General features: G+C 68.2%; 13 protein-coding genes. 9 read left to right on the forward strand and 4 right to left on the reverse strand.

Going from position 1 to position 14,050, the window contains the following annotated elements; all coding sequences use genetic code 11:
• Positions 1-12: 12 nt before the first annotated feature.
• Positions 13-1,017 carry an acyl-CoA dehydrogenase gene (locus FBY20_RS21310; RefSeq protein ID WP_056323804.1) on the reverse strand — a complete coding sequence of 335 codons (1,005 nt, stop codon included), beginning with the start codon at positions 1,015-1,017 and terminating at the stop codon, positions 13-15.
• Positions 1,018-1,028: 11 nt separating this feature from the next.
• A complete protein-coding gene (locus FBY20_RS21315) occupies positions 1,029-2,177 on the reverse strand; it encodes an acyl-CoA dehydrogenase family protein (protein WP_142054447.1) in 1,149 nt (382 codons plus the stop codon).
• 212 nt (positions 2,178-2,389) lie between these two features.
• Between FBY20_RS21315 and FBY20_RS21320 the strand changes: the two genes are divergently transcribed.
• On the forward strand, positions 2,390-3,571 hold the full coding sequence (locus tag FBY20_RS21320) for an acetyl-CoA C-acyltransferase family protein (protein ID WP_062839119.1): 1,182 nt from the start codon (positions 2,390-2,392) through the stop codon (positions 3,569-3,571).
• Positions 3,572-3,628: 57 nt separating this feature from the next.
• On the opposite strand, the gene FBY20_RS21325 is transcribed toward FBY20_RS21320, so the two are convergent.
• Positions 3,629-4,408, reverse strand: coding sequence for an IclR family transcriptional regulator (locus tag FBY20_RS21325; protein WP_142054449.1), 780 nt, complete (start codon positions 4,406-4,408; stop codon positions 3,629-3,631).
• Between the two features lie 112 nt (positions 4,409-4,520).
• Between FBY20_RS21325 and FBY20_RS21330 the strand changes: the two genes are divergently transcribed.
• From FBY20_RS21330 to FBY20_RS21355, 6 genes are read left to right on the forward strand one after another with little or no spacing between them, the layout of a single operon-like run.
• Positions 4,521-5,384, forward strand: a complete 864-nt coding sequence (locus FBY20_RS21330) for an enoyl-CoA hydratase (protein ID WP_142054451.1) — start codon at positions 4,521-4,523, stop codon at positions 5,382-5,384.
• A complete protein-coding gene (locus FBY20_RS21335) occupies positions 5,381-7,465 on the forward strand; it encodes an acetate--CoA ligase family protein (RefSeq protein ID WP_142054453.1) in 2,085 nt (694 codons plus the stop codon). Before FBY20_RS21330 ends, FBY20_RS21335 begins: the two co-directional genes overlap by 4 nt.
• A 33-nt stretch (positions 7,466-7,498) precedes the next feature.
• Positions 7,499-8,467, forward strand: coding sequence for a tripartite tricarboxylate transporter substrate binding protein (locus tag FBY20_RS21340; protein ID WP_062839116.1), 969 nt, complete (start codon positions 7,499-7,501; stop codon positions 8,465-8,467).
• 4 nt (positions 8,468-8,471) lie between these two features.
• The gene (locus tag FBY20_RS21345) at positions 8,472-9,674 is read left to right on the forward strand and encodes an acyl-CoA dehydrogenase family protein (protein WP_142054455.1); all 1,203 of its coding nucleotides are present in this window, start codon (positions 8,472-8,474) and stop codon (positions 9,672-9,674) included.
• Between the two features lie 6 nt (positions 9,675-9,680).
• Complete coding sequence (locus FBY20_RS21350) at positions 9,681-10,700, forward strand: acyl-CoA dehydrogenase family protein (protein WP_142054457.1); 1,020 nt, start codon at positions 9,681-9,683, stop codon at positions 10,698-10,700.
• 35 nt (positions 10,701-10,735) lie between these two features.
• Complete coding sequence (locus FBY20_RS21355; RefSeq protein ID WP_056323825.1) at positions 10,736-11,506, forward strand: hypothetical protein; 771 nt, start codon at positions 10,736-10,738, stop codon at positions 11,504-11,506.
• A gap of 22 nt (positions 11,507-11,528) precedes the next feature.
• Here the strand turns inward: FBY20_RS21355 and FBY20_RS21360 are convergent, their stop codons facing one another.
• Positions 11,529-11,780, reverse strand: a complete 252-nt coding sequence (locus tag FBY20_RS21360) for a prevent-host-death protein (protein ID WP_142054459.1) — start codon at positions 11,778-11,780, stop codon at positions 11,529-11,531.
• Between the two features lie 235 nt (positions 11,781-12,015).
• Here FBY20_RS21360 and FBY20_RS21365 point away from each other — a divergent pair, with 235 nt between their 5' ends.
• Together FBY20_RS21365 and FBY20_RS21370 are read left to right on the forward strand one after the other, a co-directional pair.
• A complete protein-coding gene (locus FBY20_RS21365) occupies positions 12,016-12,768 on the forward strand; it encodes a GntR family transcriptional regulator (protein WP_056323830.1) in 753 nt (250 codons plus the stop codon).
• Positions 12,719-14,035 (forward strand): malonyl-CoA decarboxylase domain-containing protein, encoded by a 1,317-nt coding sequence (locus tag FBY20_RS21370; RefSeq protein ID WP_174245441.1) that lies wholly within the window; start codon positions 12,719-12,721, stop codon positions 14,033-14,035. The genes FBY20_RS21365 and FBY20_RS21370 overlap by 50 nt, the downstream gene beginning before the upstream one ends.
• Positions 14,036-14,050: the final 15 nt, after the last annotated feature.

A 14,050-nucleotide genomic window follows, 5' to 3' on the forward strand; every position in this document is an offset into this window, starting at 1 on the left:
CGCGTGGCGTGGCTAGGCGGCTGGCCGGGCGTACAACGCCGTGCGCAGGTAGGTCAGCGCATCGGCCCCGCTGGCGATCGCGTCCGCCCCGATGCGCTCGTGCCAGTGGGCTTCCGATCCCGCCGCCAGCCGCCAATCGCGCAGCCGGCGGGTGTAAAGCTGCAAGTCATATTCCTCGGTGACGCCGATGGCGCCGTGCACCGCGTGCGCGATGTCGGCCACCTGCGCCACGGCCTGGCTTGCGCGGGCCTTGCCCAACGCGGCAAGCAAGGGGCGGGGCAGGCCATCGTCGCCTTGAAAGGCCAGTTCTGCCGCCATGCGGGCGGCCCACACTTGTTCGGCCATCACGCTGATCTGCTGTTGCACCGCCTGAAAGCGGCCGATGGGCTTGCCGAACTGCGCGCGCTGGTTCGCGTACGCAAGCGTCATCGCCAGCACCCGGTCCATCGCGCCGGCGATCAGGCCGGCATAGGCGGCGGCTGCAAGCGTGTCCAGCGGCGCGGGACCCTCGATACGTTCGGCGTCGCCAAGCGCCCACGACGCGCCGCCGTCCAGGCTGCCGTGCACGCCGTTCGGTTCGACGCGCGCCGCCTGCATGGGCAGCAGCCAGGTCTGGCCGCCGATGCCCGCCAGCACGTAGTCCGCGCTGCGCGCCCAGGCCACGCTGACGCCGGCGATGCGTCCGCCATCGATGGCAAGGCCGTGCGGCGCAAGCGCGATCGACCCGGCCGCTTGCGGACGCTGCGCGCGGCTCAGCCAGGCGCGCGCGAGCAGGGTGTGGGCAATGGGGTAGGGGCACAGGTGCCGGCCCGCCGCCAGCACGACCGGCAGCGCGTCTGCGAGGCCCAGGCCCGCGCCGCCATGCGCTTCCAGAACCAGCGCGTCCGCAAAGCCCGCGTCCTCGCAGGCCTGCCACGCGGCGGCGGGCGGCTGGCCCTGTTCGGTCCGGCGGATCACCTCGGGCGTGCAGGTCTGGGAAAAAAGGCGTTCGGCGGCATCGCCAAAAATGTTGTCCATGGCGGTCGTCCTTATCGAAGGCCAAGTCCGCGGGCGATGATCCCGCGCAGGATTTCACGGGTGCCGCCGCGCAGCGAAAACGTGGGCGCAATCTGTTCCAGATACGCCAGCGTACGCAGCAGCGGCAGGGGAACGGGCCGGTCCGGATACCGGCCCAGCGTATCGCCGATGAGGCGCGGGATGGCCTGTTCAAGCTCGGTGCCCAGGTCCTTGACCAGCGATGCCTCCGTGGCGGGGCTCAGGCTGGCGGCCAGCTTGCCGGCAACCGCCAGCGACATGGCGCGCAGCACCGCCATCTGCGACAGGATGGCGCCCAGCGTGGCGCGGCTTGCGGCGTCGGCGTCGCGCTCGCGGCAGTGCGCCAGCCAGCATTCCAGCAGCGCGATGCTGGAATACAGACGCTCGGGGCCGCTGCGCTCGAAGGCCAGTTCGGCATTGACCTGCGTCCAGCCGGCGCCTTCCTCGCCGATCAGCGCATCGGCCGGCAAGGCCACGTTGTCGAAGAACACTTCCGAAAAATGCGCGTCGCCCGCCAGGTCTTCGATGGGCCGCACCGACACGCCGGGCAGAGACAGGTCCACGATGACCTGCGACAGCCCCTGATGCCGATCGTCCACGGTGCCCGAGGTGCGCACCAGCGCGATCATGTAGTGCGAGCGGTGCGCGTTGGTCGTCCAGATCTTGCTGCCGTTCAGGCGCCACCCGCCGCCATCGTGCTCGGCCCGCGTGCGGATGCTGGCCAGGTCCGAACCGGAGCCCGGTTCGCTCATGCCGATGCAAAAAAAGGCCTGCGCGGCGCAGATGCGCGGCAGGTAGAAGTCCCGTTGCGCCGGCGTGCCGTACTTCAGGATGAGGGGTGCGCTCTGGCGGTCCGCGATCCAGTGCGCCGACACGGGCGCGCCCGCGCCCAGCAATTCTTCAGACAGCACGAACCGCGCGAAATGGCCGCGCGCCGCGCCGCCGTATTCGCGCGGCAACGTCAGACCCAGCCAGCCGCGTTCGGCAAGCTGGCGGCTGAATCCGGCGTCAAACCCCATCCACGAGCGCGCGCGCTCGTCGGGCTCCAGCCCGTCCAGCGCATCGGCCAGGAAGGCGCGCACCTCGGTGCGCAAGGCTTCGTCCTCGGGGGGAATGGCAGTCAGTTCCAGCGTATCGATCATCAGGCGCTCCGGGTCGGACAACGGCGCCGCAAGGGGCGCCGGTGGCCACTATCGGGGAACGCGTCGAACGCTGTCCAATAGTATTTTTTGCCTTTCTGATATGGCTTCGGTATCGGCGGCCGAAACGCGGGCGCGGCGGCCCGGCAGTATGATTGACCGCACTTCAAGCCACGCATCGCGCGACTCAAAACGCACCCCAAGGAGGAAACACCATGAATGAAGTCATCGTCGCTTCGGCCGTCCGCACCGCCATCGGGGATTTCGGCGGCGCGCTCAAGGATGTGCCGCCCTGCGATCTGGGCGCCACCGTCATCCGCGCCGCGCTGGAACGCGCGGGCGTCTCGGGCGACGAAGTGGGCCATGTCGCCGTCGGCCACGTCATCAACACCGAGCCGCGCGACATGTACCTGTCGCGCGTGGCCGCCATGAATGCCGGCATCTCCAAGGAAACGCCCGCCTTCAACGTCAACCGGCTGTGCGGCTCGGGCCTGCAGGCCATCGTGTCGGCCGCGCAGTCGATCATGCTGGGTGACGCCGACATCGCCGTGGGCGCCGGCGCCGAGAGCATGAGCCGCGCGCCGTACATCGCCCCGGCCCAGCGCTGGGGCGCGCGCATGGGCGACAGCGTCATGCTGGACATGATGACCGGCGCGCTGTCCGACCCGTTCGGCAAGATGCACATGGGCGTCACGGCGGAAAACGTGGCCGCAAAATTCGGCATCAACCGTCAGGACCAGGACGCCTTGGCCGCCGAATCGCACCGCCGCGCCGCGGCCGCGATCGATGCCGGCCACTTCCGCGACCAGATCGTGCCCGTGAAGATCAAGTCGCGCAAAGGCGAGATCGTGTTCGACACCGACGAACACGTGCGCCGCGACGTCACGGCCGACAGCCTGGCCGGCCTGAAACCGGTGTTCCAGAAGGAAAACGGCACGGTCACCGCGGGCAACGCGTCCGGCCTGAACGACGGCGCGGGTGCGCTGGTGCTGATGAACGCCTCGGTCGCGGCCAAGCGCGGCATCAAGCCGCTGGCGCGCCTGGTCGCCTACGCCCACGCCGGCGTGGACCCGGACATCATGGGCATCGGCCCGGTGCCCGCCACCCAGGCGGCGCTCAAGCGCGCGGGCCTGACGGTCGACCAGCTGGACGTCATCGAGGCCAACGAGGCATTTGCCGCCCAGGCGTGCGCGGTGTCGCGCGAGCTGAAGCTGGACGCGGCCAAGGTGAACCCGAACGGCAGCGGCATCGGCCTGGGCCACCCCATCGGCGCAACCGGCGCCATCATCGCCACCAAGGCCTTGCATGAGCTGCAGCGCGTGCAAGGCCGCTATGCGCTTGTCACCATGTGCATCGGCGGCGGCCAGGGGATCGCGGCGATCTTCGAACGGATCTGATTCTTTTCGCGCCGCACGCGCGCAACGTCCCGGTAGCGCCGGGGCGTTGCGGGCTTTTTACTTGGCGTCCTGACCCAGGTAGTCCTTGGCCCACGCCTGGCACTCGGCGTGCAGCAGGGCGCCCATCTGCGCGCGCCGGGGCGCGTCGAGCCGGCTGCTGATGGCGCCAAAGCTGAACGCCACCCACGTCAGCTCGGACACGGGAAACGCCACGCCCACGCCCGATACGCCCGGCGTGATGGTGTCCACGATCTCGGCGTAACCCGCGGCCCGGGTCTGCCGGACCGCCTTCATCAGCGCGGTGCTGGACACGCGGATGTGCGCGTAGCTGGCGGCGTGCCGGGCGTACAGCGCGGCGATCTCCTCGTCGGGCAGTGCCGCCATCAGCGCCAGGCCGCCCGCGCCCACACCAAGAAGGCGGCGCTCGCCCTGGTCGATGGTGAAAACCTTGACCGGGAACGAGCCGGCCTCGCGCAGCAGGCATAGCGCGTAGTCGCCCTGGCGGATCACCAGGAAGACCGTGTCGCCCGACAGGCGCGCGAGCTTCTGCGCGAAGGGCCGCAGCGCGTCCAGCAGCGGCGTGCGGCGCAAGGCGGCAAACCCCAGTTGCATCGAATCCACGCCCAGCCGATAACGGCGGGTGGCGCGGTCGCGTTCGGCGAATTGTTCTTCCAGCAGGCAACTGAGCAGGCGGTGGGCGGTGGAGCGCTCCAGGCCGGTCGCGGTCATCACGCCTTGCAGATCGATGCCGTCCTCCTGGTGCTGCGCCAGCACGCGCAGCAGGCCGAGCGCGCGGCGCATGCTTTGGGTTCCCCCGGTTGATCCTGTCGTGTTCATATAGTGGGAATAATTGATTGAATATTTTGTATTTTAGGATTCGTGGTGCGTTAATTCAATCCAGCCGATCGCGCCGCACTCGATGGCGCGGCATTACAAGGACGAGGAGACCATGGAATACGCCACCCTGGCCGTCGAACGGTTTGACGCGGTATGCCGCATCAGCCTGGCCCGCGAATCCGCGCGCAACGCGCAAAGCCAGCAGATGCTGGACGAGCTGGACCACGCGCTGGCGCGTGCTGAAGAGGACGACGACATCCGGGTGGTGATCCTGGCCGGACGCGGCGCGCATTTCTCGGCCGGGCACGACCTGAAGGAAGCGCAAGCCAAGCGCGCGGACTTTACCGTCGAGGAACGCTGGGCGTACGAGTCGCGCCGCTACTACGGCTATTGCCTGCGCATCTGGGACTTTCCCAAGCCCGTCGTGGCGCAGGTGCAGGGCGCGTGCGTGGCCGGCGGCTTCATGATCGCCAACATGTGCGACCTGGTGGTGTGCGCCGACACTGCGTACTTTTCTGACCCGGTGGGGCATACCCTGGCCGCGGCCGCCACCGAGGTGCTGATCCATCCCTGGGTGATGGGGCTGCGCAAGGCCAAGGAAATGCTCTACACCGGCGAAAAGGTCGGCGCCGAGGAAGCGCTGCGCATCGGCATGGTCAACCGGGTGGTGCCCGAGGCGGATCTGGAGGCTGCGACACTTGAACTGGCGCAGCGCATCGCGCAGGCGCCTCCCTTCGGGTTGCGCCTCCTGAAGCGTTCGCTGAATCGCACGGCCGACGCGCAGGGCTTTCGCACGGCCTTGTCGGCCCATTTCGATACGCACCAGCTCTCTCACCTTACCGAGGAATTCCAGGCGGTGCGCCAGCGAGGCCTGGCCCAGGCCATCCAGCGCAACAAGGACCTGCCTGCCCGCGATGCAAACAAGGCGGCCGAACAGTCCGGCGCGGTCTCGGGAAAGACGGGTGAAGCCGCATGACGTCCCGCCTTGAACCGTTGCTTAATCCCCGTTCGATCGCCATGATCGGCGCCAGCGGCAATCCGGGCAGGATCGGCGGTATGCCGCTCGAATTGCTGACCCGCTTCGGCTTTGAGGGCGGCATCTATCCCGTCAACCCGAAGTACCAGGAAGTCTTTGGCCTGCGTTGCTGGCCTGACATCGAAGCCGTGCCCGAGCCGGTCGACCTGGCGGTGCTGGCCATCGCGGCGGCGGAGGTGACGCCCATGCTGCGCCGCTGTCACGCCAAGGGCATTCCCGCTGCCATCGTCTATGCCGCGGGCTTTGCCGAGGCGGGCGGCGGGGGCGCGCGCCTGCAGGCCGAGCTGGAAGCCTTTGCGGCGGAAAGCGGCATGGCGGTTGCCGGCCCGAACTGCATGGGCTTCGCGAACCTGAATACGCAGGCGCACACCGCCTTTGCCTCGGTGTTCAAGACTGCGCCCGCGCAGGACGGGCCGGGGTCGGTCAGCCTGCTGACGCAGAGCGGCAACGTGTGCGCCGCGGTGTACGCAATCGCGCGCCGTGTGGGGCTGCCGTTTTCGCACTTCATCAACACGGGCAACGAGGCCTGCCTGGATTTTTCGCAGTATCTGGAATATCTGGCGGCCGATCCGCAGACCGAGATCGTGCTGGGCTACATCGAACAGCTGCGCGATGGCGGCCGCTTCGTGCAGGCGTGCCGCGAACTCGAGCGGCGCGGCAAGCTGCTGATTGCGCTGAAGGCGGGCGCCACCGACAAAGGCGCGCAGGCGGTGCAGTCGCACACGTCTGCGCTGGCCGGCGATCGCCGCGTGTATGCGGCGGCGTTCCGGCAACTGAACGTCATCGAGGCCACGGACTTCGCGCAGATGGCGCATCTGGCCAGCCTGGCAACGCTGCGGCACCGCGCGGCAGGCAAGCGCGTGGCTGTGTTGACGATGTCGGGTGCGCTGGGCGCCATCCTGGCTGACAAGTTCATCGGTGCGGGGCTGTCGCTGCCCGATTTGCCGCCGGACCTGCAGGAGGTGCTGCGCGGGGGAATTCCCGACTACGGCATGGTGGGCAATCCGGTGGACGTCACCGGCAATGTGGTCAACGATCCGGCGTTCGTGCGCACCGTGCTCCAGGCGCTGGGAACGTCGGACGCCATCGACGTGGTGGTCGTGTATGCGCCCGGCTACATGCTTGACCGCATGGCCGACGCGCTGGCCGAGGCATCGCGCCAGCACCGGCGTTTGTTCGTGGCCATCGACACGGGCCTGGCGCAAAGCCGCGCGGCGCTGCGCGAGGCCGAAGTGGCGGTGTTCGAGGACCTCGGTCTGGCCGTGGCCGCGCTGGCGCCCTATCTGTTGTGGTGCGAAGCGCGCGCGGCACGGCGCCAGGCGGATCAACCGGAATTGGACACGGTGAGCGTGCCGGCCTTGCCGTGGAACGAGGCGCAGGCGCGCGCTTACGTGGCCGCGTTCGGTGTGCCCGAGGCCGCCACCGGGGTGGCCCGCAGCGCGGACGAGGCGGTGCGCGACGCGCGCCGAGTGGGCTATCCCGTCGCCGTGAAAGTCCTGAGTCCCGACATTGCCCACAAGACCGAGGCTGGCGGCGTTGCGCTGAACCTGGCGGACGACGAGGCGGTGCGCGCGGCCTGGGCGGACGTAACGCAGGCGGCGGCCCGCGCGCAGCCGGGCGCGCGCATCGACGGCGTGATGGTCCAGAAGATGGAACGTGGCGTCGCCGAGATCATCGTCGGCGCCACGCGCGATCCGGTCTTCGGGCCCGTGCTGACCGTGGGGCTGGGTGGCGTGCTGACCGAAATCTACCAGGACACCAGCCACCGCCTCTTGCCGGTGGACGAGGGCATTGCCTTGCAGATGTTGCGCGAACTCAAGGCTTTTGCGTTGCTGGACGGCTTTCGCGGCAAGCCGCGCGGCGACGTGGCGGCAGCGTGCCAGCGCATCGTGGCGATCGGCAACGCCTTGCTTGCCGCGCCCGCGCACGTGTCTCAGATCGAAGTGAACCCACTGCTTATCAAAGAGGCAGGGCAGGGCGTCGCGGTGCTGGACGCCCTGATCCTGCCCGCAACCCCGTAGCGCGATCGCGCACCCCCCCAGGAGGAGACAAGCATGATCAAGAAAGCATTGGCCAGCGTCGCACTGGCTTGCATGGGCATCACCGGCGCCGCCCACGCCCAGGACAACTACCCCAGCCGCCCCGTGCGCATCGTGGTGCCGTTCTCGCCTGGCGGCGCGACCGACATCATGAGCCGCCTGCTGGCAGAAAAACTGAGCGGCAGGCTGGGCCAGCCGGTGATCGTGGAGAACAAGCCGGGCGGCGGCACGATGATCGCCTCCGACTACGTCTCGCGCGCCGAACCGGACGGCTACACGTTGTTGATGGCCGCGTCCTCGCTGGGAATCGCGCCCAGCATCTACGCCAAGGTCAACTACGACCCGATCAAGGACTTTGCGCCGATCTCGCAGGTGGCGTCGGTGGTGCACGTGCTGGGCGTTCATCCGTCGGTGCCGGCCAAGAACGTTGGCGAGCTCATCGCCTACCTGAAGGCCAATCCGGGCAAGGTCAGCTACGGCTCGGTCGGCACGGGCAGTTCAACGCACCTGGAGGCCGAGCTTTTCAACAGCATGGCCGGGGTCCAGATGGCGCACATTCCGTACAAGGGCAGTGCGCCGGCGCTCAACGATCTGGTGGCCGGACGCCTGCAGGTGATGTTCGATGCGTGGGCGTCGTCCGGCCCCTTCGTCAAGGACGGCAAGCTGCGCGCCCTGGCGGTCACGACCGCCAAGCCGTCGGCCTCGGTGCCCGAGCTGCCGACGGTGGACGCCTCCGGCCTGCCTGGCTATTCGGCCATGCCGTGGCTCGGCCTGGTGGCGCCAGCGCGCACGCCGCAGCCAGTGATCGACAAGCTCTACCAGAACATCGCGCAGATCCTGCAGCAGCCCGAGGTCAAAAAGCAGTTCGTGGGTCTGGGGCTGGACATCATCGGCAGCGACCCCAAGGCCTTCGGCGCGTTCATCCAGCAGGATGTGGCGACGTGGGCCAAGGTCGCGCGCGACTCGAACATCCGGCTGGAGTGATCGCATGACGATGCTGGAAACCGCCGCGCAGGACGGCGCGGCGCAGGAAGACGACGCGTTCCGGCGCGACCTGCGCCGCTGGCTCGACGCGGCCTACGCCGGCTTTGCGCGGTCGTGGCCCGGCGGCGCCGATCCGCGCAACCTGGACTACCGGCGTGCCTGGGAAGACACGCTGTGCGCAAACGGCTGGTCCGGGCTGGGCTGGCCGCAGGCCTACGGCGGCAAGGCGCTGCCCTTGTCGCGCCAGGCGGTCTTTCATGAAGAGCACGCCCGTTGCGGCGCGCCGCTGGGTGTGAACCTGATCGGCCACGGCATCCTGGCGCCCACCGTGCTGCATTTTGGCACCGAGGCGCAGAAACAGCGCTTTCTGCCTGGCATCCTGACAAATCGCGAGGTGTGGTGCCAGGGCTATTCGGAGCCGGGCGCGGGGTCCGACCTGGCTGCCGTGCGCACGCGGGCGCAGGCCGAGCCGGGCGGCTTTCGCCTGAACGGCCACAAGATCTGGACGTCGTTCGCGGACCGGGCGCAGTGGTGCTTCGTGCTGGCGCGCACCGATCCCGACGCGCCCAGGCACAAGGGGTTGAGCTTCCTGCTGGTTGACATGCGCAGCGCGGGCGTGCGCGTGGAACCCATCCGGCAGATCACGGGCGAGGCCGAATTCTGCGAGGTCTTCTTCGATGACGTCTTTGTGCCGCAGGACGCGCTGCTGGGCGAATTGAACCAGGGCTGGCGAATCGCCATGGCCGCCGCCAGCTTCGAGCGCGGCACGTATTTCATTCCTCGGCTCGTGCGCTTTGCGCAAGAACTGCGGCAGGTGCGCGAGCTGGCCTTGCAGCCCGACGCTCATGGGCGCACGCCTGCCTCGTCGGCGCCGGTCCGCCACCGGTGGGCGCGGCTGGCCGCCGACAGCCATGTGCTGGCGCTCAAGTCACAGCGCGCGCTGGCGGGCGCGATGCGCGGCGATCCCCCTGGACCGGAAGGGTCGTCCACCAAGATCCACTGGAGCGAGGCGCACCAGCGTCTGCTCGAGCTGTCCCTGCAACTGCTGGGCGAAGACGCCAGCCTGGGCGTGGACGCCGCCGATGCGCGCGCCGCGCAACTGACGCACGCTTATCTGTGGTCGCGCGCCGAAACCATCCTGGCCGGCACGTCCGAGATCCAGCGCAACATCATTGCCGAGCAGATGCTCGGCCTGCCCAAGGCCTGACGCCTCATGAATCTGCATCTCAGTGAAGACCAGCGCATGCTGCGCGATGCCGCGCAACGTTTCCTGTCGCAGCGCCATCCCGTGGCCGTGGCGCGCGCCGCAATCGGGCAGGACGCGGCGGCGCGCCATGCCCTGTGGCGCGACCTGGCGGAGCAGGGCTGGCCGGCCTTGCTTGCGCCCGATACCCACGGCGGGCTGGGGTTGGGCATGCGCGAGGCCTGGATCGTGGCCGAGGAGGCGGGCCGTCATCTGCTGAGCCTGCCGCTCGTGGCCAACATGGCGTTGCTGCCCACGCTGTGCCACGCACGGGGCGTGCCCGCCGGGTGGACCGGCGACATGATGGCGGGTGACACCTGGTATGCCGACGCGGCCCTGCGTCCCGACGGGTCGGCCTTCATCGAAGGCGCGTGCGACGACGTGCGCGCGTTGGCCATGCGTAAGACGGGCGCGGCGTCATTGCGCCTGATGCTGCTGTCGCCCGTGCGCGGCGTGGGCGGCCTGGATCCCACGATGCCCGTCGCGGTCGCGGCCAACCCGCAGGTCGTGGCCAGCGCGGATATCGAAACCGATCCCGGCACGTGGGAGGTTCTGCGCACGCGCTTGCGTGTGTTGCGCGCTGCCGAAATGCTGGGCGCGGCGTCGGCGGCGCTGGATATTGCCGCGGCATATGCCCGCGAACGCCAGCAGTTCGGGCGCGCCATCGGCGCCAATCAGGCAATCAAGCATCGTCTGGCCGAGGACTGGATGGCGCTGGACGACGCGCGGCTTGCGGGGTGGGCCGCCGCGGCCGCGTTGGATACCGGCGCGGCATCCGCGTCGCGCGATTGCCTGTTCGCGCCGCTGCTGGCCGGGCAGGCCAGCCGGCGCGTCGCGCAAAACGCCATACAGGTCCACGGCGCGCTGGGAGTCACGTGGGAATGCGATGCGCATCTTTACTTAAAGCGCGTGTTGCGGCTGGATGCCAGCCTGGAGGCCGAGGTGCCGGGCCCCGATCTGCTGGAGCGCATCTGGGAAGCGGCGGTGTAGCCGAAGAGGCTGGCCGCGGGCCTACAATCGCGCCCATGCACAAATCCAACTTTCCCTCCGAACTCGACCAGCCGACGCTTTCCGAAGTGGACGGCGTGCGCTATCTGCACTTCAACACCGAATGGGTGCAGGGCGCGATGCACATCAAGAATCCGTCTGAGCTGGTGCTGGAGTACACCGCGCAGATGATGGCCTGGCTGCTGTTCCTGGAACCGCCGAAGGAAGAGGCCATCGGCATGCTGGGCTTGGGCGCGGGCTCGCTGGCGCGCTTTTGCGCCAAGCACACGCGCAGCCCGCTCCTGGCCGTGGAATGGAACCCGCGCGTGACCGCCGCGTGCCACATGTTCTTCCGCCTGCCGGGCGCCAACCGGCTGCAGGTCGAACACACCGACGCCGGCGCCTGGGTGGCCGACCCGCTGAACGCCGGGCGCTGCCCCGTGCTGATGGTGGACCTGTACGACGCCGCCGCCGAAGGGCCGGTGCGCGACAGCGTGAAGTTCTACCGCGACTGCCGCCGCGTGCTGGGCGAGGTCGGCATCCTGGCCGTGAACCTGTTCGGCCGGCACGAAAGCTTTGGCAAGAACATCGACAACCTGTCCAAGGCGTTCGATGACCGCATCGTGCTGTTGCCCGAAGTCGAGGCCGGCAATCAGATCGTGTTGGCCTTCTCCGGCCCAAACCTGGCGATCACGCCCGCTGACTTGCTGGCCCGCGCCGAGGTGGTGGAAGGCAAGTACGGGCTACCCGCTCGCCGCTGGGCACGCTCGCTGACGCGGCATGCGGTGGACGGCGTTTTGCATTTTTGAGGGGCCTGGGCGGCAGGTCGGTTCATCCGGCATTCCTTCCGTCCAATATTTCAATCTGCGAAAACACGTCGGCCGCGGGAATGATGCGCCCTTCATCAATGTCTGCGCGGCCGCCTGCCAACAGTTGAAACAGGGCTCTTGACTGCTCCGTGGCCTCAATACGCGGAGGCTTCGTGATGACGTGCATTGCTTCGCTGTTGGCGATAGGTAGCGGCTTCCGGATTTCGGAAGATTCACAGGTGACCCTCTCGTAAGCGCTGTTTTTCGACGGCATGGGCGTCATTCTGGTGAAGCATTAGCACGACTCCGGAATGTTAGGCTCGACCAGGCCTGTTGTGGGCTTGATTCAGTCCTATTCCCAGCCCGTCTCCTGTCCCCCTTTCATGCACGCCACTTCGTCTTGTTAGGGAAGGTCCCGAGTCTCCCGGGGGTTTACCTTTCTCCAACCCCGGGTCTATCATCGGCTTATTCATAATTATGAATTACGGCGTATCCCGCGCCGCCTGCCCATGAACCATCCCATCGTCCGGCAAGCCTTGTATCTGGAAGTCGCGGACCGCCTGCGCGGCATGATCCACGCGCGGTCGCTGCGCAACGGAGAGTGGATCGACGAATTGCGGCTGGCCGGCGAAATGGGCATTTCGCGCACGCCGCTGCGCGAGGCGCTGAAAGTGCTGGCCACGGAAGGGCTGGTGCGGCTGGAGCCGCGCCGCGGCTGCTTCGTGAACGAGCTGTCGGCGCAGGACCTGGAAGATATCTTCCCGCTGATGGCGATGCTGGAAGGGCGCTGCGCCTTCGAGGCCGCGCGCAAGGCCACCGATGCCCAACTGGCCGAGCTGGAGCCGCTGCACGCCGCGCTGGCCGGCCATGCCAAGGCCGGCCGCATCGACGCCTACTACAAGACCAATTACCTCATTCACGAGGCCGTTCAGGCGCTGGCCGGCAATCAATGGCTGTCCGACATGGTCGGCAACCTGCGCAAGGTCCTGAGTCTGTCGCGCCATCGCAGCCTGTCCCGGCCCGGCCGCATCGACCAGTCCTGCGCCGAACACCTGGCCATTTTCGAGGCCCTGAAGGCCCACGATTCCGACGCCGCGCAGACGCTGGCGCACACCCATTTGATGCGTCAGCTTGAAGCGCTGCGCGTTCTCAGCAACGAAGACGCCGCCGATGCGGCGCCGTCCGATCCCATCGTCATCGAGGAGCCCGCCCATGTCCGCACCCGCCAATCTCGCGCCCGCGCGCGGCGCACGCACGCCTGAGCCCGAGGCCGATGTCGTCGACGCCGCCGCCGCGGCCGAAAGCGCCAGCCTGATCACCCGGCTGGGCCGGCTGTGGGATCGCAGCCGCCTGCCCAGCGAGTCGGAAGTCCGCCGCCTGTTCGAGGCGCGTCTGACCGACGTCGCCGCCAACAAGCTGGCGCGCCGCTGGTGCGAGCAGTACTCGGCGGCCGACGGCAAGGACCGCCGCCTGATGCTGGCCGCGCTGGCGCAGATCCGCGCCACCTATGCGGGCGAGGGCGGCGAAGGCGTGCGGCTCTTCAAGCGATTCAACGCCCAGCCGCAGGGCCTGCGCTTTCTGGTCGAATTGCGCGCCGATATGCTGCGCTGGCGCAAACAGGTGGCGGGCATCCAGTCGCTGGACAAGGAACTGGAAGGCCTCTTGTCGGCCTGGTTCGACGTGGGTCTGTTGGAACTGCGCCCGCTGACCTGGGATTCGCCGGCATCGCTGCTGGAAAAGCTGATCCTTTACGAGGCCGTCCACGAGATCAAGTCCTGGGACGATCTGCGCCACCGCGTCGCGCCCGATCGCCGCTGTTACGCCTATTTCCATCCGCAGATGCCGGGCGTGCCGCTGATCTTCGTGGAAGTGGCGTTTGCCAGCCAGATGGCCGACAACGTGCAGGTGCTGCTAGACAGCACGCTGCCGCCGCAGGACCTGGACAAGGCGCGCTGGGCGATCTTCTACTCGATTTCGAACACGCAGCCCGGTCTGAAGGGCATCAGTTTCGGCAACTTCCTGCTCAAGCGCGTGGTCGAGCAGCTGCTGGAAGAGCTGCCCAAGCTGAAGGCCTTTGCCACGCTGTCGCCCATCCCGGGCTTCACCGACTGGCTGGGCAAGCAGGACGCCCAGGCGGTCGAGGCCATCGTGCGCGAAGACAAGACCCGCGCCAAGGACCGCAACCGCGAGGGCGTGCCGGACGGTCAGCGTTGGGTCGCGCGGCTGGCCAAGGCCGCGCAGGGCAAGGCGCCCGACGTCGTCAAGCGCGCCGGATTCCGGCTGGCGGCGTGCTATCTGCAATCCATGAAGAACGGCCTGCCGGTAGACCCGGTGGCGCGTTTTCACCTGGGCAACGGCGCGCGCATCGAGCGGTTGAACTGGGCGGCGGATACGTCTCCCAAGGGCCTGAAGCAATCGTGCGCCATGATGGTCAATTACCTGTATGACCTGGACGAACTGGACACCAACCTTCAGCGCCTGAACGATGGCAAGCCGCAGATCAGCCGCGGCGTGGGGCGCGTGGCCTGACCGCCGGAAACACGG

The organism is Achromobacter sp. SLBN-14, from assembly GCF_006715415.1.
GTDB lineage: Bacteria > Pseudomonadota > Gammaproteobacteria > Burkholderiales > Burkholderiaceae_B > Achromobacter > Achromobacter mucicolens.

Bases quoted from the DNA above. Each gene is read 5' to 3' on its own strand.
- FBY20_RS21365 (WP_056323830.1), top strand. From the start codon at position 12,016: ATGAACCATCCCATCGTCCGGCAAGCCTTGTATCTGGAAGTCGCGGAC.
- FBY20_RS21355 (WP_056323825.1), top strand. From the start codon at position 10,736: ATGCACAAATCCAACTTTCCCTCCGAACTCGACCAGCCGACGCTTTCC.
- FBY20_RS21330 (WP_142054451.1), top strand. From the start codon at position 4,521: ATGGAATACGCCACCCTGGCCGTCGAACGGTTTGACGCGGTATGCCGC.
- FBY20_RS21315 (WP_142054447.1), bottom strand. From the start codon at position 2,177: ATGATCGATACGCTGGAACTGACTGCCATTCCCCCCGAGGACGAAGCC.
- FBY20_RS21370 (WP_174245441.1), top strand. From the start codon at position 12,719: ATGTCCGCACCCGCCAATCTCGCGCCCGCGCGCGGCGCACGCACGCCT.
- FBY20_RS21325 (WP_142054449.1), bottom strand. From the start codon at position 4,408: ATGAACACGACAGGATCAACCGGGGGAACCCAAAGCATGCGCCGCGCG.
- FBY20_RS21345 (WP_142054455.1), top strand. From the start codon at position 8,472: ATGACGATGCTGGAAACCGCCGCGCAGGACGGCGCGGCGCAGGAAGAC.
- FBY20_RS21360 (WP_142054459.1), bottom strand. From the start codon at position 11,780: ATGCCGTCGAAAAACAGCGCTTACGAGAGGGTCACCTGTGAATCTTCC.
- FBY20_RS21310 (WP_056323804.1), bottom strand. From the start codon at position 1,017: ATGGACAACATTTTTGGCGATGCCGCCGAACGCCTTTTTTCCCAGACC.
- FBY20_RS21340 (WP_062839116.1), top strand. From the start codon at position 7,499: ATGATCAAGAAAGCATTGGCCAGCGTCGCACTGGCTTGCATGGGCATC.
- FBY20_RS21320 (WP_062839119.1), top strand. From the start codon at position 2,390: ATGAATGAAGTCATCGTCGCTTCGGCCGTCCGCACCGCCATCGGGGAT.
- FBY20_RS21350 (WP_142054457.1), top strand. From the start codon at position 9,681: ATGAATCTGCATCTCAGTGAAGACCAGCGCATGCTGCGCGATGCCGCG.
- FBY20_RS21335 (WP_142054453.1), top strand. From the start codon at position 5,381: ATGACGTCCCGCCTTGAACCGTTGCTTAATCCCCGTTCGATCGCCATG.